Source organism: Pseudaeromonas pectinilytica, assembly GCF_054780855.1.
The window spans coordinates 1-20,854 of the sequence record NZ_BAAGVN010000097.1 but is presented as its reverse complement, the minus strand read 5'-3'; the positions used below and the strand labels follow the sequence as shown (position 1 = coordinate 20,854).

Annotated in this window: 25 protein-coding genes and 1 pseudogene; 18 read left to right on the top strand and 8 right to left on the bottom strand. The window is 57.6% G+C overall.

Annotation, left to right across the window (positions count from 1 at the left end; translation table 11 throughout):
- Positions 1-304: 304 nt before the first annotated feature.
- The 16 genes from ACYVG7_RS07015 to ACYVG7_RS06940 all read left to right on the top strand — a co-directional run bounded on the left by ACYVG7_RS07015 (position 305) and on the right by ACYVG7_RS06940 (position 15,932).
- Positions 305-850, top strand: coding sequence for a tyrosine-type recombinase/integrase (locus ACYVG7_RS07015; protein WP_460882489.1), 546 nt, complete (start codon positions 305-307; stop codon positions 848-850).
- Positions 735-1,412, top strand: a complete 678-nt coding sequence (locus ACYVG7_RS07010) for a tyrosine-type recombinase/integrase (RefSeq protein ID WP_460882488.1) — start codon at positions 735-737, stop codon at positions 1,410-1,412. The genes ACYVG7_RS07015 and ACYVG7_RS07010 overlap by 116 nt, the downstream gene beginning before the upstream one ends.
- A complete protein-coding gene (locus ACYVG7_RS07005; RefSeq protein WP_460882487.1) occupies positions 1,409-2,218 on the top strand; it encodes a hypothetical protein in 810 nt (269 codons plus the stop codon). The genes ACYVG7_RS07010 and ACYVG7_RS07005 overlap by 4 nt, the downstream gene beginning before the upstream one ends.
- 141 nt (positions 2,219-2,359) lie before the next feature.
- Positions 2,360-2,581, top strand: a complete 222-nt coding sequence (locus ACYVG7_RS07000) for a helix-turn-helix transcriptional regulator (protein WP_460882486.1) — start codon at positions 2,360-2,362, stop codon at positions 2,579-2,581.
- Complete coding sequence (locus ACYVG7_RS06995) at positions 2,578-3,480, top strand: hypothetical protein (RefSeq protein WP_460882485.1); 903 nt, start codon at positions 2,578-2,580, stop codon at positions 3,478-3,480. Before ACYVG7_RS07000 ends, ACYVG7_RS06995 begins: the two co-directional genes overlap by 4 nt.
- Positions 3,481-3,536: 56 nt before the next feature.
- Positions 3,537-4,538, top strand: coding sequence for a site-specific integrase (locus tag ACYVG7_RS06990; protein ID WP_460882484.1), 1,002 nt, complete (start codon positions 3,537-3,539; stop codon positions 4,536-4,538).
- Between the two features lie 66 nt (positions 4,539-4,604).
- Positions 4,605-4,802: a hypothetical protein gene (locus tag ACYVG7_RS06985; RefSeq protein WP_287111982.1), complete on the top strand. Its 198-nt coding sequence runs from the start codon at positions 4,605-4,607 to the stop codon at positions 4,800-4,802.
- Complete coding sequence (locus ACYVG7_RS06980; protein ID WP_460882483.1) at positions 4,799-6,301, top strand: type I restriction-modification system subunit M; 1,503 nt, start codon at positions 4,799-4,801, stop codon at positions 6,299-6,301. The genes ACYVG7_RS06985 and ACYVG7_RS06980 overlap by 4 nt, the downstream gene beginning before the upstream one ends.
- On the top strand, positions 6,298-6,981 hold the full coding sequence (locus ACYVG7_RS06975) for a hypothetical protein (RefSeq protein ID WP_460882482.1): 684 nt from the start codon (positions 6,298-6,300) through the stop codon (positions 6,979-6,981). The genes ACYVG7_RS06980 and ACYVG7_RS06975 overlap by 4 nt, the downstream gene beginning before the upstream one ends.
- Entirely contained in the window at positions 6,971-8,479 is a 1,509-nt protein-coding gene (locus tag ACYVG7_RS06970) for a type I restriction-modification system subunit M (RefSeq protein WP_460882481.1), read from the top strand. Before ACYVG7_RS06975 ends, ACYVG7_RS06970 begins: the two co-directional genes overlap by 11 nt.
- A 39-nt stretch (positions 8,480-8,518) precedes the next feature.
- Complete coding sequence (locus tag ACYVG7_RS06965; RefSeq protein WP_460882480.1) at positions 8,519-8,848, top strand: type II toxin-antitoxin system RelE/ParE family toxin; 330 nt, start codon at positions 8,519-8,521, stop codon at positions 8,846-8,848.
- Complete coding sequence (locus ACYVG7_RS06960) at positions 8,841-9,965, top strand: helix-turn-helix domain-containing protein (protein ID WP_287111978.1); 1,125 nt, start codon at positions 8,841-8,843, stop codon at positions 9,963-9,965. The genes ACYVG7_RS06965 and ACYVG7_RS06960 overlap by 8 nt, the downstream gene beginning before the upstream one ends.
- Positions 9,958-11,118, top strand: coding sequence for a restriction endonuclease subunit S (locus ACYVG7_RS06955; protein WP_460882479.1), 1,161 nt, complete (start codon positions 9,958-9,960; stop codon positions 11,116-11,118). The genes ACYVG7_RS06960 and ACYVG7_RS06955 overlap by 8 nt, the downstream gene beginning before the upstream one ends.
- 12 nt (positions 11,119-11,130) lie before the next feature.
- On the top strand, positions 11,131-14,136 hold the full coding sequence (locus ACYVG7_RS06950; protein WP_460882478.1) for a type I restriction endonuclease subunit R: 3,006 nt from the start codon (positions 11,131-11,133) through the stop codon (positions 14,134-14,136).
- A gap of 10 nt (positions 14,137-14,146) precedes the next feature.
- Positions 14,147-14,854 carry a hypothetical protein gene (locus tag ACYVG7_RS06945; protein WP_460882477.1) on the top strand — a complete coding sequence of 236 codons (708 nt, stop codon included), beginning with the start codon at positions 14,147-14,149 and terminating at the stop codon, positions 14,852-14,854.
- A gap of 1 nt (position 14,855) precedes the next feature.
- A complete protein-coding gene (locus ACYVG7_RS06940; RefSeq protein ID WP_460882476.1) occupies positions 14,856-15,932 on the top strand; it encodes a hypothetical protein in 1,077 nt (358 codons plus the stop codon).
- Here ACYVG7_RS06940 and ACYVG7_RS06935 read toward each other — a convergent pair.
- The 5 genes from ACYVG7_RS06935 to ACYVG7_RS06915 are packed head-to-tail and all read right to left on the bottom strand — an operon-like array spanning position 15,872 to position 18,341.
- A complete protein-coding gene (locus ACYVG7_RS06935; RefSeq protein ID WP_460882475.1) occupies positions 15,872-16,141 on the bottom strand; it encodes a hypothetical protein in 270 nt (89 codons plus the stop codon). The two genes, ACYVG7_RS06940 and ACYVG7_RS06935, sit on opposite strands and share 61 nt — an antisense overlap.
- Positions 16,128-16,604: a putative molybdenum carrier protein gene (locus ACYVG7_RS06930; RefSeq protein ID WP_460882474.1), complete on the bottom strand. Its 477-nt coding sequence runs from the start codon at positions 16,602-16,604 to the stop codon at positions 16,128-16,130. The genes ACYVG7_RS06935 and ACYVG7_RS06930 overlap by 14 nt, the downstream gene beginning before the upstream one ends.
- Positions 16,601-17,017 (bottom strand): hypothetical protein, encoded by a 417-nt coding sequence (locus tag ACYVG7_RS06925; RefSeq protein ID WP_023109370.1) that lies wholly within the window; start codon positions 17,015-17,017, stop codon positions 16,601-16,603. The genes ACYVG7_RS06930 and ACYVG7_RS06925 overlap by 4 nt, the downstream gene beginning before the upstream one ends.
- Positions 17,014-17,658 (bottom strand): hypothetical protein, encoded by a 645-nt coding sequence (locus tag ACYVG7_RS06920; protein WP_182928050.1) that lies wholly within the window; start codon positions 17,656-17,658, stop codon positions 17,014-17,016. The genes ACYVG7_RS06925 and ACYVG7_RS06920 overlap by 4 nt, the downstream gene beginning before the upstream one ends.
- A 17-nt stretch (positions 17,659-17,675) precedes the next feature.
- On the bottom strand, positions 17,676-18,341 hold the full coding sequence (locus ACYVG7_RS06915; RefSeq protein WP_194857284.1) for a hypothetical protein: 666 nt from the start codon (positions 18,339-18,341) through the stop codon (positions 17,676-17,678).
- 143 nt (positions 18,342-18,484) lie between these two features.
- On the opposite strand from ACYVG7_RS06915, the gene ACYVG7_RS06910 reads away from it, so the two are divergent.
- Positions 18,485-18,724 carry a helix-turn-helix domain-containing protein gene (locus ACYVG7_RS06910; RefSeq protein ID WP_323580721.1) on the top strand — a complete coding sequence of 80 codons (240 nt, stop codon included), beginning with the start codon at positions 18,485-18,487 and terminating at the stop codon, positions 18,722-18,724.
- A gap of 271 nt (positions 18,725-18,995) precedes the next feature.
- On the opposite strand, the pseudogene ACYVG7_RS06905 reads toward ACYVG7_RS06910, so the two are convergent.
- The 3 genes and pseudogenes from ACYVG7_RS06905 to ACYVG7_RS06895 form a co-directional block, all read right to left on the bottom strand.
- A pseudogene (locus ACYVG7_RS06905) lies at positions 18,996-19,106 on the bottom strand (transposase); the annotation flags it as partial.
- A gap of 66 nt (positions 19,107-19,172) precedes the next feature.
- Entirely contained in the window at positions 19,173-19,679 is a 507-nt protein-coding gene (locus ACYVG7_RS06900; protein ID WP_460882473.1) for a hypothetical protein, read from the bottom strand.
- 73 nt (positions 19,680-19,752) lie between these two features.
- Positions 19,753-20,241, bottom strand: a complete 489-nt coding sequence (locus ACYVG7_RS06895) for a hypothetical protein (protein WP_460882472.1) — start codon at positions 20,239-20,241, stop codon at positions 19,753-19,755.
- A 149-nt stretch (positions 20,242-20,390) separates the two neighbouring features.
- Between ACYVG7_RS06895 and ACYVG7_RS06890 the strand changes: the two genes are divergently transcribed.
- Positions 20,391-20,854: ISAs1 family transposase (locus ACYVG7_RS06890; RefSeq protein ID WP_460882471.1), on the top strand; the 464-nt coding region annotated here is incomplete at its 3' end.

Sequence of the window (20,854 nt, the reverse complement as noted above, 5' to 3'; positions counted from 1 at the left end):
ATGAAGCGTTACGTGGAAGCAATGGGTGGGAAGCTGCGTGTTGATGTTGAGCTTCCTACAGGGAGGCATGTCGGTTTCAACGTCTGAGTAGCCAAGCCGTTTTCCTGATGTTTCACGAAACACCAGGAAAGCATGAAAATCCCAATAAAACCGCGCAGTTGCGCGGTTTTATTGTTTCATAGCGCTGCTTCAAGTTTCCAGAGCAGTCAATGCATGCCTGAGTACGCTAGCGAGTACAGCTCTTGGGGTATGTGCGAATAAATGAGTATAGTGACGCTGTCGCCATGCTAGGGAGTCAGCCACCATGCTTACCGACACGCACTGCCGCAACGCCAAGCCCAAGGAGAAGCTCTACCGCTTGAATGACCAGCGCGGGCTTTACCTCGAAGTCAAGCCCAACGGAGTCAAGGCTTGGCGATACCGCTTCACACTGGATGGCAAGGCCAGCATGTTTGCGCTTGGCGAATACCCTGCTGTTACGCTCTCTGAAGCCAGGGAACGCAGCGAGGCCGCACGCAAACTGGTCAAGCAAGGCATCAATCCCGCCCAGCAAAGGCAGCTCGACCGCATCCGGCAAGCCAGCGAAGCTAAGAACACCTTCGAGATCGTAGCCAAGGAGTGGCTGCAGACAAAGGACTGGGAAGATGTCACCAAGAACCGGCGTCTGGATATGCTTGAGCGCGTGGTGTTCCCCAGTATCGGCAATATGCCGGTTCGCGAAATAACGCCAGCCCATGTCCGCCGTATTCGAGTTCGCCGTCGCCACCCTGCGAGCCGACAGCGACCCGGTTTGGCCGGTACGCAAGGCGCTACCAGCAAACAAGACCCAGCACAAACCGGCGCTGAGTAAAGAGCAGATCGGCAAACTGCTGAGCGACTTCGCAAACCACTGCTGCAGCTTTCAGGTAAGTCATTGCATGCAACTGATGTGGTGGACCCTGGCGCGACCGACCGAAGTGGCCGAGGCGGCCTGGGATGAGTTTGACCTTGAGAAGGCTGTTTGGCGTATCCCGGCGCAGCGCATGAAAGCACGCAAGGAGCACGTCGTGCCTCTGCCACGACAGGCAGTGGAGATGCTCAAAGGACTGCATGCCATTACCGGCAACCGCAAGCACCTGTTTCCTGGCCGGGATGATCGCAACGCCCCTATGTCCGCCGCATCGCTTCGCCAGGCGCTCAAGGTTTTGGGGTGGAGTGGCGCTTATAGCCCACACGCCACGCGGACCAGCGGCAGTACCCGTCTTAACGAGATGGGCTACCGCCCCGATGCCATCGAGGCGCAGCTTGCCCATGCCGACCAGAACAATGTGCGTCGTACCTACAACCACGCCACCTATTTCGATGAGCGTCGCGCCATGATGCAGGATTGGGCGGACAGATTGGACGAATGGAGAGCGCAGGCACAGGCATGAACACAAAAATCATGGCTCCAGATATTCCCAACTCCGATGTCGTTGCCGAGCTGCGCGCTAGAGCTGAGGCAGCCTGCGACCGATATGGCGTTCAGCACCGCGAGCAATGTGTAAATGCTTTCTTGCGGCTGGCAGAAAGTTTTCGTTGGCGTACGATGCCGCCCCCTGAAATTGAAGAAGGCACACTTGAGCAACTCAAAAGACTCCGAGATGCAGCGTCCCGGTTAAGCAAGGCGCTTCGAAGCCTGGATGAAGAGTCGGCGGCGCTATTGCCCGAATTTCTGAGGAAGGACCTGCCTACCCATAAGCTGTTCTGCGAGTCGCTACACTCCGTGAGCAGGCAACTGTCAGCGCCCGGAGCAAGCAGAGAACATGAGGCCAAGGAACTGATCGCCAAGCAGTTTATCGTCACCTGCCAGCAATTCAGAATTCCGATCAAGTGGAGCAAGGAGTTCGAGTACCACTCGGTGAACAGCAAGAACGAGCCATCCGCCTATCTCCTCGGCGCCATCTATGCTGCAGGCGGCATGAAGACCGATGCTGAAACCACGCCTGCTCATCGCGCCAATCACTATCTGGGGCGTTTCAGCAAAGGATTTACCGTCGATATCGGTGGAGTTGTAGTCCGGGTGCTGCTGAAGAAAACGGTGATAGAGCCCAATCTTTACATATCCCAGATAATAAAAGCCGTCTCCGATGGGTGTGAACTAACCCTACCCACAAGCAGCATCCCTGCGGCATCTTGCCGAGGCTACGAGCTCGGATTGTCTCGACCATTTTTTGAAACATTCGACTGGCACAGCTGAGGCCACTGCTCGACACCGGTTTGCATGCCGGGTGATTTCAAGCTCGAAAATAGGGAGTGCAGGTGACAACCGTACTCCCTGACTTCGTGACCAGATCTTTTGCATGATCCGTTCGTGTTTCAACACGTTACGGGGAACAGCATGCAAATCATCAAGACGCAGGATGTCTGCACGAAGATATCGATCAGCCGGACAACCCTCTGGCGACTTTGCCAGACTGAAGATTTTCCGAAGCCAGTTCGGCTAGGCCCAGGCGGCCGTTCGATTGGCTTTTTTGCCCACGAGATCGACGCATGGCTTGAGACTCAGGCTGCGGAGCGTGAGCACGCCGGTTGTCTGGCTCGCAAGAGGGCGAAGTCATGAGCCGCATCCGCGTTGACGACTCCGCCGAATACTGGTGGTCTCTACCTTGCAGCCTGCTGCGCGATTCGCGGCTGAGCTATGAAGCACGAGGCGTGGCTTGCCACTTGCTCTCGCTGGGCCGCAACTGGCAGTTGCGCGCTGTCGCACTGCCGCGCGTGCTGCACGATCAGTCACGCGCGAAAGGCCATCTTGGGCGAGACCTTTGCCGCCGCATCCTGCGCGAGCTTGAAGATGCCGGCTACCTGGCACGGAGGAAATTCCAGGACGAGGAAGGGCTTTGGCGATGGGAGTCCGTGTTGACTCCCGTTTCACAAAAAGTGTCACAGACATCCATGGCCGGCTTGGCCGGCGACGGAGAAACCGTGGACGGCACATCCGTCGCCGGTGAGGGCGGTGATATATGTGTAGGTGAATACAAGGAAGAAGTAGTAGTAAAAAATATAAAACCACTACTACAGACAGGGGCTGTGGATAACTCTCCGAGAACGGGAGAGGCTTCCGCGCTCTTGGACTTGTCGCACCCTTCTCTTCTGCCCTACCTGCGCGTCATAAGCGACGTAACCCGCCGCTTCGGGCCCTCGCTCTCAGCACAACAGATACAGCTTGTCGCCGACGAGCTGGCTGGCGTGCTATCGGCGGCCGGTAGTGGCAAGCACGCGGGCATCCGTTCCGTGCGCTCATGGCTATTGGCCGTGATGAATAGCGCTGTCGCGGGAGAATTCATCCCTGAATTCGCACCGAGTATCGCCCGCTGGCGAAAGAACCGACAGGAGGCGATGGAAGCATCGGCATCGCGCGCCTCTGTGCAACAGTCAGAAGCCGAGCGTCAAAAGACAAAGGCTGAACGCGCAAAGGCCATCGCCGATTTGAAAGCGATGTTTCATGGCCGAAAGCAATGATCGACGCGGATGAGATGCTTGCGCTGATCGAATCGTGCCGGCACGAGATGCAAGCCATGCTTCCGGCCGATGAATTTGCCAGCTTGAGTAGCAAGACCAGGGAAGACTATCGCCAGCTCGGCCGAACGCTGCTGCAGCGTGCCCGCTACGCCGAAGGTGGGGTGGCCGAAGTCATGACGGCCACCCAGCGTCCGACAACCTTCTACAAACGCGTCGCAGCGCTTCGCTACTGCCTGTACGCCGATCTTGTCGAGCAGCTGAAAAGCCTGCGTTCCGCGCTCTCTGCTCGACCTATGGACAGGTTGCAAGTAATGGCCATTCATGCCCAATTGCAGCAACAGCGGACGGTGTTGCGCGAGTTCCAGGTAGCCTGGCAACGGGGTCCTGCCGGTGAGCGCCGCAAGCGTGCCAGCAAGCGCCAAGCCTTGCGCGGCCTCCCCGCCGACTGGCGCGAGCAACTGTATCAGCGTGCTGCAAAAGGCAAGTATGCCGATGCAATTTTGGTCGCCGCGCTGACCGGCTGCCGCCCGGAAGAGCTGCGGCACGGTGTGCTTATTAGCTGGGCAGACAATCCGCCCAGCGGCATGGGCGAGATCGGATTCGAGATCGATGGCGCCAAGGTCAAGGCGCATCAAGGCCAGCCGCAGCGCTTGATCATTTATCGCGCAGACGATCCTCATCCGTTGCTGGAGGCTCTGCGTGCCCGGCTAGCGGGGCGGCGGGAATTGCTCGTTTGCATTGACAGCCCGGTCAACTTCACCGTCGAAATCCGTCGGCTGGCACGTAGCCTTTGGCCGAAGCACAAGCACGCTATCACGGCTTACTGCCTGCGCCACCAATGGGCGGCCGACCTGAAACGGCACGCGGCTGCGGATTCAGTCAGCCAGGGGCTGGGACATGCCAGCGCCAAAACACGGCGTCACTACGGCCAAGCCAATCAGGCCAGCAGCCGGCATGCACTGCTACCCATCGTCATCGAGGCTGAGCGCCCTGTAAAGCCGACCGCCGCTAAGGTGCCGTGTTATCGAGCAGCCTCAAGCACGGAATCTACGCCCTGACGAGAATCGTGGCGAGGTGGAGCAAAATGCAGTACATTTGCGTGACATTACTGACGAGACGCTGCCATGTCACGCCTGAAGGACGAAACCCTATCCATCCGCACCTCCGCTGAGATCAAGCAACTTCTGCGCTTGGCTGCTGATCGCGAGCGCCGCTCGGTGGCTTCGATGATCGAAATCCTGGTGCTGGAGTACGCCCGCGCGCACGATCTGCACGCCGATGGCCTCGCGAAAACGCCAGTCAGGAGCACGCCATCCAAATGACGCAAGCAGCTTTGACAATCACACTCAACCAGCTTGAAAGCCACCTCTGGGAATCCGCCAACATCCTGCGCGGCCCGGTGGATGCGGCTGACTTTAAGACCTACATCTTCCCGCTGCTGTTCTTCAAGCGCATCTGCGATGTCTGGGACGAGGAGTACCAGGAGATCGTTGATGAGACCGGCGACGAGCAACTGGCCTGGTTTCCGGAGTCGCACCGCTTCCAGATCCCGGAAGACTGCCACTGGAACGACGTTCGCACCAAGGCCAGCAATGTCGGGACGGCCCTTCAGCGCGCGATGCGCGAGATTGAGAAAGCCAACCCCGACACCCTGTACGGCGTGTTCGGTGATGCCCAGTGGTCGAACAAGGATCGGCTGTCTGACGCCCTGCTCAAGGACCTGATCGAGCACTTCTCCAAGCTGCCGTTTGGCAATAAGAACGTCAACTCGGATCTGCTTGGCGACGCCTACGAATACCTGATCAAGAAGTTCGCCGACGCCACCAACAAGAAGGCCGGCGAGTTCTACACCCCGCGCAGCGTCGTGCGGCTGATGATCGACATGCTCGATCCCAAAGAAGCCGAGACCATCTACGACCCGGCCTGCGGTACCGGCGGCATGTTGCTGGCCGCCGTGCAGCACGTGAAGGAACAGCATGGCGACGTGAAGCGGCTGTGGGGCAAGCTGTACGGACAAGAGAAGAACCTCACCACCTCATCCATCGCGCGGATGAACCTATTCCTTCACGGCATTGAAGACTTTCAGGTGGTGCGCGGCGACACGCTGCGCAACCCGGCCTTCTTCGAGGTCGATCGGCTGGCCACGTTCGACTGCGTGATCGCCAATCCGCCGTTTTCGCTGGAAAAGTGGGGCGAGGACCTGTGGCTGAACGATCCCTTCGGCCGCAACTTTGCCGGTCTGCCACCCTCATCCAGCGGTGACTTCGCGTGGGTGCAGCACATGGTCAAGTCGATGGCCGACGTCAGCGGCCGGATGGCCGTGGTGCTGCCCCAGGGCGCCCTGTTCCGCAAAGGTGTGGAAGGCAGCATCCGCCAGAAACTGCTGGAGATGGATCTGGTCGAGGCCGTGATCGGCTTGGCGCCCAACCTGTTTTACGGCACCGGCCTGGCCGCGTGCATCCTGGTCTTACGCAAGCGCAAGCCAGCCAAACACAAGGAGAAGGTGCTGATCGCCGATGCGTCACGCCTGTTCCGCCGGGGGCGCGCGCAGAACTATCTGGAGCCCGAGCACGCCGCCGAGATCCTCGGCTGGTATCGCGGCTTTGCCGATGTGCAGGACGCGGTCCGCGTGGTCAGTCTCGACGAGATCAAAGCCGAAGACTGGACACTGAACATCTCGCGCTACGTCCTGCCGCCGCTACAAGAAGACATCCCGCCCTTGCCTGAAGCCATCGCCGCCTTCAAGGAGGCGCTCACCCGTTGCCGCGAGGCTGAGGACCGACTTGCCCTGGTCATGTCTGAGGGAGGGTGGCTCAAGTGAATGATGATCGCCAGTTCGAAGGAAACGTAATTTTCACTGAAGAGATGGTGAACGCAGCCATGGGACGATTGCGGCAAAAGCTAGCGTCCCAAGGCGACGCATTTGGTGGCAACGCCGAGACAGTTCAGGAAGACCAAATGATGGATTGCGATGAACAAGACGATGACCTGCAGATCGATGATCTGTTGCCATTCACGCCGACAGAAAAGCACCTCATCGCTCAACTGGGAGATGCTGTACGCAAACGCATGGTGTCGGCTGAGCCGGACACACTAAGGAAAATTGCAGCGTTCCTTTACGCACTGGAGCGACTCCCTTACGCAACATCGGACGTCTCGCTTGATCTGGCAATCATGGAGCGCATCAACGAAAACCTGGCGTACGTGAGCGTGGAGTTGGATGGTCACTCTTTCCGGCTTTCCACCGGGGGGGCGGTGTACTCGCCGGATGTGGGAGGCGATAGCTTCTCCGAGACGGTGTTCGAGATCGAGACTGGAGGTTTTCGTGAAGGCTCAACCAGTGCGTTCAGCGACTGGCTAGATGCCTTCGTTTCCGCTTCCGGAACAATCGAGATCCAAGGAGATGACGATGCCGATCTGACGGAGCCCGCACCGGGAGATGGCTGGGACCGCCTAGAGCGGTACTGGGAGTCGAACGTGGAGGATACCGATGGCTGGTAAGCGCATTAGTCAGCAAGAACTCGAAAGCTACCTGTGGGGCGCCGCCGTGCTGCTGCGCGGCCTCATCGACGCCGGCGACTACAAGCAGTTCATCTTCCCGCTGCTGTTCTACAAGCGCGTGTCGGATGTGTGGGAAGAAGAATACCAAGCGGCCTTGGCCAACTCAGGCGGCGACCTCTCCTACGCGCAGTTCGCGGAGAACCACCGCTTCCAGATTCCCGAGGGTGCGCACTGGAACGATATACGCCAGACCCCAAAGAACGTCGGTGCCGCCATCCAGAAGGCCATGCGCGCCATCGAGACCGCCAACCCAGATCTGCTCGACGGCATCTTCGGTGATGCGCCATGGACCAACCGCGAGCGCCTGCCCGATGAAACGCTGAAAAACCTGATCGAGCACTTTTCGACACAGACACTCTCGGTGGCCAACGTGCCGGAGGACGAGCTCGGCAACGCCTACGAGTACTTGATCAAGAAGTTCGCGGACGATTCAGGCCACACCGCCGCCGAGTTTTACACCAATCGCACCGTCGTCCACCTGATGACGCAACTGCTCAGCCCGCAGGCGGGCGAGTCGATCTACGACCCTACCTGCGGTACCGGTGGCATGTTGATCTCGGCGCTGGACGAAGTGAAGCGCTCGGGCGGCGAGTACCGCACCCTCAAGCTCTACGGCCAGGAGCGCAATCTCATCACCTCATCCATTGCCCGCATGAACCTGTTCCTGCATGGCGTGGAGGACTTCGAGATCATTCGGGGTGACACCCTGGCCGAACCCAAACACATCGAAGGCGATCGCCTGCGCCAGTTCGACGTGATCCTGGCCAACCCCCCGTACTCCATCAAGCAGTGGAATCGCGAGGCCTGGAGCAGTGACAAGTGGGGCCGCAACACGTTAGGCACACCACCCCAAGGCCGCGCCGATTACGCCTTCCAGCAGCACATCCTGACCAGCCTCACCGCCAAGGGGCGCTGCGCCGTGCTCTGGCCCCACGGCGTGCTGTTCCGTAACGAAGAACAGGCCATGCGCGCCAAGATGGTCGAGCAAGACTGGGTCGAGGCCGTCATCGGCCTGGGGCCCAACCTGTTCTACAACTCCCCAATGGAGTCGTGCATCCTCATCTGCAACCGCAAGAAAACGGCTGCGCGCAAGGGCAAGGTGATCTTCATCGACGCGGTGAACGAGGTGACCCGCGAGCGGGCGCAGAGTTTTCTCAAGCCCGAGCACCAGCAGCGCATCCTGAGCACTTACAAGACCTTTACCGATGTGCCCGGTTTCGCCAAGGTCGCCACTCTGGCCGAAATCGGCGCCAATGCCGGCAACCTCTCGATCCCGCTGTACGTGAAGCGCATTGCTGCCGCCATCGCCACCGACAGCAATGGTGACGCAGTATCGCTGCGCTCTGCCTGGGACCAATGGCAAACCGATGGCCGCGCGTTCTGGCAACAGATGGATGCGCTGGTCGAAACGCTCGATGGACAGGAAAAAATGGATTAATCTTTACCTAATGGGTAAAAAATATAGAATGGAGCGCCTTTGAAGATTGGCTACAAGAACAAAAAGCTTCAAGACCTGTGCCAAAAGCGTGCTGTAGCCGATAGGAAGCTCGGGGCGGACTGCGCTCGTAAGTTGATGCTACGCCTGCAAGCTATGGAGGCGGCAGAGCGCGTTACCGATCTGGTTGCAGGCAATCCGCACCCACTCAAGGGAGACCGTGCTGGAGAGTTTGCCCTCGACCTGGCCGGCGGCTGGCGTCTGACTTTCGTACCCGCCCATGATCCTTGCCCCACCAAGCTGGATGGCGGCATTGACTGGGCGCAAGTGACCATCGTTACCATTGAATATATCGGGGACTACCATGACTGAACTGAGTGCTCCATTTGCGCCGGATTGGGTGTTGGCTCCCGGCGAATCCATTCTTGACCTGGCCGAAGAGCGTGGCTGGTCACAAGGCGAACTGGCCCAGCGGCTGGGCTATAGCGAAAAACACATCAGCCAGCTCATCAATGGCAAGGTTCCGATCACCGTGGATGCCGCACAAAGGTTAGAGCGTGTGCTGGGCAGCTCCATTGATTTTTGGCTGGCGCTGGAAGCCAATTACCAAAAGCACAAAGCCCGATTGGAAGCAGCAGAACGCCATGCCAGCTGGATTCCCTGGCTAGATGAGCTGCCCGTCAAAGAATTGATGAGCAGTGGCGCGATTGCCAAGGTGCGCAACGATGACAAGAACAAGCCGGGTATTGTCGAGTCCTGCCTGCGCTTTTTTGGTGTTGCCTCGCCTGATGAATGGCGCAGCCACTACGGCGGTATGCAAGTTGCCTTTCGTCGCAGCCGGGACGAACAAAGTGATGTGGGGGCCATCTCAGCCTGGCTGCGCATGGGTGAACAGGCGGTTGAAAAACAAGAGGCACCCAAATACGACAGGGCTCGTTTAACAAAAGCCCTAAATGAAATTCGCACACTGACCTGTGAGCCTCCGGAAGTCTTTCATCCACGCATGGTTGAGCTTTTAAGGGCGGCAGGTGTGTTGCTGGCAGTTGTTCCCGCAATCCCACGTGCCCATGTAAGCGGTGTGGCGCGCTGGCTTAGCCCAACCCGACCGCTCATACAGCTTTCTCTTTATGGCAAGACCAACGACAAGTTCTGGTTCACCTTTTTCCACGAGGCGGCCCACATCCTGCTACATGCAGACAGCAAAGAAGCCAAAAAATCCATCTTTCTGGATGACCCTAACGCCAGCCATAGTGCCGACCCGCGCGAGCAGGAGGCCAACCAATGGGCAGGCAATGTTCTGATACCGCAGGAATACAGCAACGCTCTCGTTACGCTTCGTACCAAAGATGCTGTCAGATCCTTTGCTGAAAGCATTGGCATCCACCCCGGCATCGTCGTGGGGCGCTTGCAGCATGATCACCTCATTGAGCCTTCATGGATGAATGATCTGAAGCAGAGCTTTCGATTCAAGGAAGCTGCAGATGAGTGAAGTAAAAGCCATGAAGCCCGGCTGGCGTCGGGTGAAATTCGGCGACGTGGTGCGCCTATCGAAAGCACGCAGCCAAGATCCGTTGGCCGAAGGCATTGCACGCTACGTCGGCCTGGAACATCTCGAACCAGGTGATTTGCGTATCCGCAGTTGGGGCAGCGTCGCTGACGGCGTGACCTTCACCAGCGTGTTTCAACCGGGGCAGGTGCTGTTCGGCAAGCGACGCGCTTATCAGCGCAAGGTGGCTGTGGCGGATTTCTCTGGGGTGTGTTCCGGGGACATCTATGTGCTGGAGACCAAGGATGCACAGGTCTTGCTGCCGGAGTTGCTGCCCTTCATTTGCCAGACCGATGCCTTTTTTGATCACGCGGTGGGTACGTCGGCAGGCTCCTTGAGCCCTCGCACGAATTGGGCGAGTTTGGCGGACTTTGAGTTCATGCTCCCGCCCATGGATGAGCAGACTAGCCTCGTTGAGGTCCTTCGTGGGTTCGAGGAAGCCATGGAATCTACGGAAATGCTATCGGCTGCCGCTGAAACGCTTCGCCGCTCGCTGATGATTGATCACTTCGAAGCAGTTCACTCGTATCGCCGGAAGGTTTCGGAAATTGGGAGGTGGTACAGCGGCGGGACACCCTCGCGCGGGAATTCTGCTTATTGGAACGGCCCAATTCCGTGGGTCAGCCCGAAGGACATGAAACTGGCCGAGCTTGATTCGGCTGAAGAGACTCTCACGGCTGAAGGTGTTGAGGCGGGATCGAAACTGATGCCCAAAGACACGATCATGATCGTTGTACGTGGAATGATTTTGGCGCATACGTTTCCTGTTGCCCGAACTTTGGTGCCTGCTGCCTTTAATCAGGATATGAAAGCGCTGGTGGTTAGCGATGAGTATCGGCCTAAGTACATCCAGTATTGGTTCGAGTACGCGGCGCCACGCTACCTCCGGCTGGTCTCGGAGTCATCACACGGCACCAAGCGTCTGGAGAGTGACAAGCTATTTTCTCTCGCTGTCCCAAAGATCGACCTTGATGAACAAGATGCATTTATTACTGAAGTGGATGGCGTGCGGGCTGCGGTAGGCAAAGCGAAATCGAGGCACGCTGATGCGATGACGATGAAGCGCTATTTCCTTAACCAGAATCTGACGTCTTGAGGAGGTAGAGCCATGTCATTCACAGAATCCAATACCGTCGAAGCCTACGTCCGCGATCTACTCGCCGGCCCGATCAAGGCTATCCCAGCCAACACCGCCCAGGAGCCTCAAGCCAGCTACGGCCCCAGCCCCAAAGGCATCGGCTGGCGCTACGCTGCTCCGTCTGAGGTGCCGCGCCAGATCCAGGAAGTGCTGGTCGAACACTGGCTGCGTGAGGCGCTGATTCGGCTGAACCCGGAGATTGCCGCTCAGCCCGACCGCGCCGATGAAGTGCTCTACAAGCTGCGCGCCATCGTGCTGTCGGTGCGTTCGGATGGCCTGATCCGCGCCAACGAGGAAATGACCGCCTGGATGCGCGGTGAGCGCTCGATGCCCTTCGGCCCCAACAACGAGCATATGCCGGTGCGGCTGATCGACCTGGATGATCTGGCGCAGAACCAGTACATCGTCACCCAGCAGTTCATCTACCGCGCAGGCCCCACCGAGCGCCGCGCCGATCTGGTGTTGTTGGTCAACGGGCTGCCGCTGGTGCTGATCGAGGCCAAGACGCCAGTCAAGAAGTGCATCAGCTGGGTCGATGGCGCGGTGCAGGTGCATGACGACTACGAGAAGTTCGTGCCCGAGCTCTTCGTCTGCAACGTGTTCTCGGTGGCCACCGAGGGCAAAGCCTACCGCTATGGTTCTATCGGGCTACCGGTCAAGGACTGGGGCCCTTGGCATCTGGATGGCAATGGGGAGGATGGTCAGCACCACCCGCTGAAGTCGCTCAAACTGTCCGCTGAAAGCATGTTGCGCCCACATGTGGTGCTCGACATACTTGGCAGCTTCACCCTGTTCGCCACCAACAAGAAAAAGCAGCGCATCAAGATCATCTGCCGCTACCAACAGTTTGAAGCGGCCAACAAGATCGTCGAGCGCGTGCTAGCGGGTTACCCCAGGAAAGGGCTGATCTGGCACTTCCAGGGCTCGGGCAAGTCACTGCTGATGGTGTTTGCCGCACAGAAGCTGCGCATGCACGCCGGTCTGAAGAACCCCACAGTGCTGATCGTGGTGGACCGAATCGATCTGGACAGCCAGATCACCGGCACCTTCACCGGCGCGGACATCCCCAACCTGGAAAAGGCAGATAGCCGCGAGAAGCTACAGCAGTTGCTGGCGCAGGATGTGCGCAAAATCATCATCACCACGATCTTCAAGTTCGGCGAGGGCCCCAACTCAACAAAAGGGGGCAGCCTGAACGACCGCAGCAACATCATCGCCCTGGTGGATGAAGCCCACCGCACCCAGGAAGGTGATCTGGGCCGCAAGATGCGGGAAGCCCTGCCCAACGCGTTTCTGTTCGGCTTGACCGGCACACCGATCAACCGCGCCGACCGCAACACCTTCTACGCCTTTGGTGCCGACGAGGACGAGAAAGGCTACATGAGCCGGTACGGCTTCGAGGAGTCGATCCGCGACGGTGCCACGCTGAAACTGCACTTCGAACCGCGCTTGATTGATCTGCACATCGACAAGGCCGCGCTGGACGCCGCCTACAAAGACCTGACCGGCGGCCTCTCGGATCTGGACAAGGACAACCTCGCCAAGACCGCCGCCAAGATGGCCGTGCTGGTGAAGACCCCCGAGCGCATCCGCAAGGTCTGTGAGGACATCGTCGAGCACTACCAAACCAAGGTGGAACCCAACGGCTTCAAGGGCCAGATCGTCACCTTCGACCGCGAGTCCTGCCTGCTGTTCAAGGCCGAGCTGGACAAGCTGCTGCCGCCCGAGGCTACAGACATCGTGATGTCGGTGCAGGCGGCGGACAAAAAAGAACACCCTGAGTACGCGCCTTACGACCGGAGCCGCGACGAAGAAGAGCGACTGCTGGATCGCTTCCGCGACCCAGGCGATCCGCTGAAGCTGATCATCGTCACGGCAAAATTGCTGACCGGCTTCGATGCGCCGATATTGCAGGCCATGTACCTGGACAAACCGCTGCGTGACCACACGCTGCTGCAGGCCATCTGCCGGGTGAACCGCACCTACTCGGAACAGAAGACCCACGGCTTGATCGTGGACTACCTCGGCATCTTCGACGACGTGGCGGCAGCGCTGGAGTTCGACGACCAGAGCGTCAAGCAGGTGGTCAGCAATATCCAGGAGCTGAAAGACAAGTTGCCCGAAGCCATGCAGAAATGCCTGGCCTTCTTTACCGGCTGTGACCGCAACTTGCAGGGCTATGAAGGCCTGATCGCGGCACAACAGTGCCTGCCCAACAACGAGGTGCGCGACAACTTCGCCGCCGAATTCAGCGTGCTGGGCCGCATCTGGGAGGCGCTGTCACCGGACACGGTGCTGGGCCCGTTCGAGAAGGACTACAAGTGGCTGTCGCAGGTGTACCAGTCGGTGCAGCCATCCAGCGGCCATGGCAAGCTGATCTGGCATTCGCTGGGCGCCAAGACCATCGAGCTGATCCACCAGAACGTGCATGTGGACGCCGTGCGGGATGACCTCGACACCCTGGTGCTGGACGCTGATCTGCTGGAAGCCGTGCTGTCGAACCCCGACCCGAAGAAGGCCAAGGAGATCGAGATCAAGCTCAAGCGCCGGCTACGCGGGCATGGCGGCAACCCCAAGTTCAAGAAGCTGTCAGAGCGGCTCGATGCGCTGAAGGACCGCTTCGAATCCGGGCAGATCAACAGCGTCGAGTTTCTGAAGCAGCTACTGGAGATCGCCAAGGAGACGCTGCAAGCCGAGAAGGAGGTCCCGCCCGAAGAGGACGAGGATAGCGGCAAGGCGGCGCTCACCGAACTATTCAACGAGGTCAAGACGGCCGAGACGCCCATCATGGTCGAACGCGTGGTGGCGGACATCGACGAGATTGTGCGACTGGTCCGTTTCCCGGGCTGGCAAGGCACGCAGGCCGGTGAGCGTGAGGTCAAGAAAGCGCTCAGGAAAGCGCTGTTCAAGTACAAGCTGCATGCGGATGAAGAGCTGTTCGAGAAGGCCTACAGCTACATCCGGCAGTATTACTGAGGGAATGAACATGAGCGTCAACGCAAGCCCATCCTGGCCTTACCCCGGCGCACGCTGGTGGAAGTTCGACTTCCATACCCACACCCCAGCTTCCAAGGATACCGGGGCATGGCAGGTAGCCATCGGCACGCCGAATGAGTTAACGCCGCAGACATGGCTGCTCAAGTACATGGCCGCCGAAATCGATTGCGTGGCGGTCACCGACCACAACACGGGCGAGTGGATCGACAGGCTCAAGGCGGCCTATGCGGAAATGAAGCGCGAGGCCGACGACATCGCCAACCTGGCTTTCATCGGCGGCAAAACCAATCGTGCGATCAGCGACAAAGCGCCTGTGACCCACATGTCGCCACAATGCTGCCACCATGTTCAACACAATGTTGCCACGCTGTTCACCACATTGACGCCACTTTGTGCACACAGTGTTGCCACCATGCCTGACACATTCCGGCCGGGACCCAGCCTGACAGTCGTTTGTCCCCAGCACGATGAGCACATTCTTTGTGCTGGCTCGCGAGAGCACAAAGAATGTGGCCGCTGGGCTCGATTTCGCCAGAAATCGGGCGCGGCGGCGTGGGGACAACGAATGGTCGATGCGTCCAGCCTGCACCTTATGAAACCCCGCTGCGGCCATGCGCCGGGTTGCCGCCCTGTGCGGCTGGCGGGTGAGAGCATGCCGCACAGGGCATGCCTGCTCGGTGGTGGGAGACTGAACTGACATGGCCAACCCTCGCTCGCTGGTCTACGCGCTTTACACCCATTGGGACACCGTGGAGCTTTTGGTGCGGCTGTCGCGCGAGTTTGCCGTGCTGACCAGCGATCAGGTGTTGAACGGTATTGCCAAGGTATCCGGGCAACGGGATGCCGAAACGCAGGGCGCGGTACTGCGTGCCCTGGTCAATGCGGACATCCTGCAAACCTTGCCGCGCAGCAGCGATCTGCAGCTCAATGCCTATGTGCTGGAGTTCGTGCGCGGCCTCACCCGTGAACATGAGCTGGGCCTGGCTGCCGTACTGCAGGCTCGTGTTGCGGCTATCCGTGAAGCCACCGAAGCACTCAATGAAGGAATGCTCGGGTCCGACATGGATCGCGTGCGCGGGGCAGCCAACAAGCTGGCAGAACTCTTCCGCCAGATCAGCCTGCAGCTCGACCAAGACCGGCATGCCTTGTTCGAGCTGGCGGAAAATGCCAAAAGCGCCGATAGCAGCATGCCGATCAGCCAGCGTTACCGCCGGGTGCTGGAAGCCTACGAGCAATATGTGGAGCCGATGAACCAGATGATGGACACCGGCCCGCAAGGGACCTTCTATCGCTACCTGGAAGATGCCGAGCGCGCGCTCGATCAGGGGCGGGAGCGGTTGTCGGTCCAAGGCGCTCTCTACTCGCATCGTCTGCAGTTGCGTCAAGTCGCGCACCAGGCCAAGGAGTTGCGCCGCTTTGGCCGGCTGGTTGCGCAACAGTGCGCCGATACGCTGCTGCCGTTGCGTGAAGAGCTGCGTCAGCACAACGCGCTGACCAGCGCCATCAGCCTGCTACTGGGGCAAGTGCGCAAACGCGGGCTGCGTAGTGCGCTATCGCGCCCCACCGAAGACACGGCACTACCTGTCTGGCGCAATGAGCGCGGCTTTAAGTTACAGCTGGGTGATGAGGTGCGGGCGGTTATGGCTGCCGCACGCCAGTACCAGCCGCAGGCCGTGGTGTTGGCTTTGTTAGCGAGGGCTGGAATTGAGGTTGCTCAGCGTTGTCCGGATAGCCAGGCCGCACCGGCGGCCAGTGCATCGGCCTCGCTGGGGTAAGTGGTCGATGGGCCGCTGATGATGCAGGGCTTGGTTTCGCCGTCGCCTTCCACCGTCCACAGCTCCCAGGTTCCGTCATTTTTCCAGCTAGGGATGGCGGTGTATGGTTTGTCTTTCAGCGCAGCCAGCGCGGCATCAACTTCGGGACGGATCTGCAACTCACCCGAGTAAATATAAGGTGTCGCGCAGCGGGCATCAGATCGGTTCATGTTCCGTACTCCAGAAAAGCTCCAGTAGCGCGCTCGCCTGCAGGTAAATACCGGGGTTGCGCGCTTCACTCGGGCCAGCAATGTTGAGAATAGCGATGGCATGACCAACCAGCCAGTCTTGCCATGCCGCCAACAGCTCTTCTGTAGGGTCATGCAAATCGCACAGCAGCAGCGGCTTGCCGTGTCCCGTCGCCAGGTCGCGAGTAAGCAGGCTGCCGCCTTCCAGCCTGCCTCGGTAAATGATCAGCGTTGCATCAGCGTCCCGAACATTGTGCTTGGTACGCTGGCGGTAGCCGCTGGATTCGGTCTCCAGCAACTGGTAGCGAGCATCCAGTACGCCATCAGCGGCCCGTCGGCCTGCCGGGCACCAGCCGCCGTGCGGAATCTGCCGGGCAATGGCGAAATCCAGCGCCGCCCGGTCTACGCCGGTCTGGCCGCCGGAGAGGATGCGCTGAATGCTCACCCTTGCTCCGTTGCGGCGACCGTGCAAGTCACTTGAACCTCTGCGCTGGGCTGATCTGCCGAGAGCTGGCCGATGCGCCCGCGCTGGCTGGCAAGCTTCAGTTGCTTGCGCACCTGTTCCAGGCTGCGCTTTTCGATCACTGCGGTATAGCTCGCACCCAATTCACCATCCGGGTCGATGAACAGCTCGATACGCGTCACCGGCAACCCGAACACTGTGAAGCTGCGTGCCGGTGTCAGCGACCAACTGCCGGGAGCATTGGGCGCAATGCCGTCCAGTACGTGCAACGGCAAGGCTTGACGGCATTCCACGGCGGCGACGATGGCTGGCTCGATCCGCAACCAGTGGTTGAGGTCTGGGGCAGTGCCATCCATCAGCATCACTGGCATGGCCGCCAGCAGCAACGCTTTCATCCCTTGATGTTCCTGATCCAGAAGCGGCGGTCATCGACCGTGAAGTTGGGGTCATAGCCGACCAGCGTCAACAGTGAACCGACATAGTAAAGGCCGAACTGATTCATCAGCCAGCGTTCCATCGCTGGGTCGCCGGGCAACTTACTGTACGGTGGGATTGGGCCGTCGCTGCGAACCTGACCACTGGTTTTTCCGGAGATGGAAAAGCTCTTCCAGGTCAGCACGAAGTTGTTTGACTGTTTCGGCAGCTCCGGCGCGCAAAGCGACAGATTGCTGAAGCGCTCGGAGCGCTTGGCGTCGTGCCAGAGCACTGCGTCAAAGTGAATGCAATCGCTGGCTTTGAGCGTGAGGCTACGGGTCAGGGTCATCTGATCAGCCGGAATTTGCAGATTGCTGATCACCACCTTGGGCCACTCCGGGGCGCGACCGTCGGTAGACAGATTCTGGCGCAAGGCGTTATGCAGTGGAGTGCCCAGCAAGCTGTTGCGGTTTGCCGCGCTTGCGGGCGTAGCCGCTTGCGACAGACTGGCCCCAATGGATTGTCCCAGTCCGTTCAGGGAGCCCAGCGCTCCCTGCATGTCAGTTGTGGCACAACCCGTCAATACAAAAGGCAGAAGCAATAAGCTCCGGTAGTGTTTCATCGCAGTTCCTCGCGAGGTTATCCGTTGAAGATGGTATTGAGCCGGGCGCACCAGGTTTCCGCCGCCCGACGGCTCATGGGAAAACTGAGTACTGGTCGTTGCGGATCGGCGGTTTGCAGCTCGATGGCGAAGTCTTTCGCGCGTACCGTGCGCTCGAAGGTCGGCACGCTCATGCCGCTGGCGTTGACCTGACGGCTACCGCCGTTCATCTCCATGCTCTCGACCTCGCGCCAGGTCATCTGCCAGCCGAGCAGCCAGGAGAAGTCGTGCAGTTTGTATGCGTCATTGACCACATCACAGGCCGCGATCTTGCGATTCTGAGAGTCAAAAACAAGGAATGCCGGTGCGGGATAACCCAGGAGATGTCCAGCATCGAATGACAGGCCCTGCTGGCCGTTGATCCTGGCGACAAGGGCCTGGCAGCGGGCCTGCAAGCGCGCGAGAAAGCGGAAGGACAGCGTGAAGATCGCCAGCGAAATCAGTAGATACAGCGCCCATTCGCTGGTCATCAAGGCCCACCAACTTGGCCTCCCCCACAGAGAGCCAGCTGGCCCCATGTTGGATAGCCCAGCCTGCACGATGATGAGCACAAACACCGCCGCCATCAGCCCAGCTATTCCCGCCACCGGAACTGCCAGCCCCGCCGCCGCGCCCATCCCCGCAGACTTCCAGACGCTTGCCATACGTCATTCCCTCCATTTTGCTACTCATAGAGGTCATTTTATGGCACATGCATTCAATTGTCACTCATAGTGCGGGTACTTATCGGGCGTAGCCCTATAGAGGGGGTACTCATAGAGTCACTTCTCTTTAAGAAGAGAAAAATATGGCCCTTGATCCCCGACTACGCTTCGGCCTGAAGCTGATAGAAATCAGAAAGACCAGAGGGTGGTCGCAAGAACGCCTAGCACTGGAAAGTGGCTTGGCACGCAGCTATCTGGGGGGTGTTGAGCGTGGGCAGCGCAACATCGCCTTACTCAACATCTTCAAGCTGGCCGAGGCGCTGGGGGTGGAGCCTTCAGCACTGCTGGAGGCACCGGCTACCGGACAGGAGCCTGCACCGTAACATCGTAGCGCTACGGTATCGTAACGTTACGATGTCATCTGACAGGGGGCGAGTAGCCCTGCTATTTTTAAATAACGAGTAGCCGCGCAGCGACCGGAGGGAGTGAAGGATTGCCCACAGCTGAAGAGCGGCAGCTACTAGGCTTTTTATAAATACTAGAAAAGCCTAAAAGCAGAACTAGGGGTTTGGGGAGCAATGGAACAGAAAGTGCACTTAAGCTGTTTTGAACTGGCAGCGGCTCCGCCAACGCTGTTAACCGGTTATTGTTTCAGTTAATACGTGCCTCCAGCTCCTGGATTTTTTGCTGCTCAGGTGTCAGAGCTTTGCTGTTGGGAGTGTGGCCTTCTCGCTCTGATCGCAATTGCTGAACCCAGCGGCGAAGCCGCTGATTCACCCATATCCAGCTGACATTCATGAATAAGGTTAGAAATGTTGCTTGTGAGTGTTTTCAATAGTGTTGCGATCTATCTAACGGAGTTCCCATGCCTCGAACAGCTAATATACTAGAAACCACTTCGAAGTATTTCGGCAATAAACCTAACAGCCCTTTATGTGGGCCATGATCATTTTTAGCGCGTATAGTGGTAAAATCATCCCATAGCTGATTTTTAGTTATTATATCGTTAACTTGAAAAAGCTCACTGCAATCATGATTTTTAAATATTTCAATATACCGCATTATTTCCGTATGTTCTTTTTCATTAAGGCATGAATTTAATTCTATTAAATGATTCTTTTCGCCAACGATTTGTTGGTATAACCATACTTGTTTTGTGAATTTTGTAGTGCATCCCGGAACTATTAATTGCAAATCATTCCAATTCAGTTTGGTTATGTCGCCTATTAGAATATAACGTGGTTTGAAGGCTCGCTTACCTCGCACAGCAATGATAATATTAGGCCTTAGGTTGGCAATGTGTTTGTATAAATCATGGCTAAATGGGATGTTTATCATAAATAACCCACCTTCTTAAATAAGTTTAGGAAATTTAAATGGATGGCCTAGTTGTGACTATTTAGTCATTAAGCTAGGGATTTAATGGAACCTCACTGATAATCTGATAGGCTCCATTTCTACCATTAACTGTAACATGCAATCCTATATTGATAAAACTACCATATAGTGTAGGCTTCCGATAAGCTAGATAGCATTCATTCAAAGAATTTGATTTGTAAAGAGGGTCATTAGCTACCCTAAGTAGGTAATAATAATCCACATTCCCAATAAATTGACCAATAAACTGGCCATAATTATATTTAGACTCAATGTCTTTCCCTATAATACGGCAAATCTTAGTTAATCGTATTTCAAAGTTTAAAAAGAATTTTGAGTTATAGAATTTTCTTCTTTCTTCTGCTTCTTTTTTTTCACGCTTGATCTGCTCGGCCTTTTGCATTTTTTCTTCAACCTCTTGTTTACATGCGCGTAACAAATAATCCTCAACCCCGAAACGATATTCCTCTTCCGCTGCTAGGACACTTTTAAATGCCCATCTTGGTTCAAAGCCGGTTACCATATCACGACCGCTTTCGTTAGTTGGTTTACCATCTTGACCGACAAGGTATTCACCAGGGCAAGATCATGAACGTTTTATAAACAAATTCAGAACGCTTTGACCTGCAGATCGGGTTGTGATCTTATACTCCCTTTTCCTGGGAGCCATCCATGCAGCTCGATGCCTTTTCTGAGTGCTTTTCCGAACTTCACGACCCGCGCCAATCCGCGAAAATCTCCTATCCACTCTTCGACATCCTGTTCCTGACGGTTTGTGCTGTCATTGGCGGCAGCGAGGGCTGGGAAGATATTGAAGATTTCGGGCAAGCGCATAGTCGCTGGCTCCAGGATAAGGGATTGTTTCCAAAGGGCTTACCCGTTCACGATACCATTGCCAGAGTGATGTCCAGCCTGGCTCCCGAGCAGTTTCAGGCCTGTTTTCTCAAGTGGATGCAAGCGGTTAACACTCGTGCCAAGGGGGAGCTGATCGCCATTGATGGCAAGGTTCTGCGTGGTTCCTATAACAGGGACGACCGACAGTCGACCATCCACATGGTCAGTGCGTTTGCCAGCGCCAACGGTATGGTGCTCGGGCAAGTAAAAACAGACGCCAAATCCAATGAAATCACCGCGAT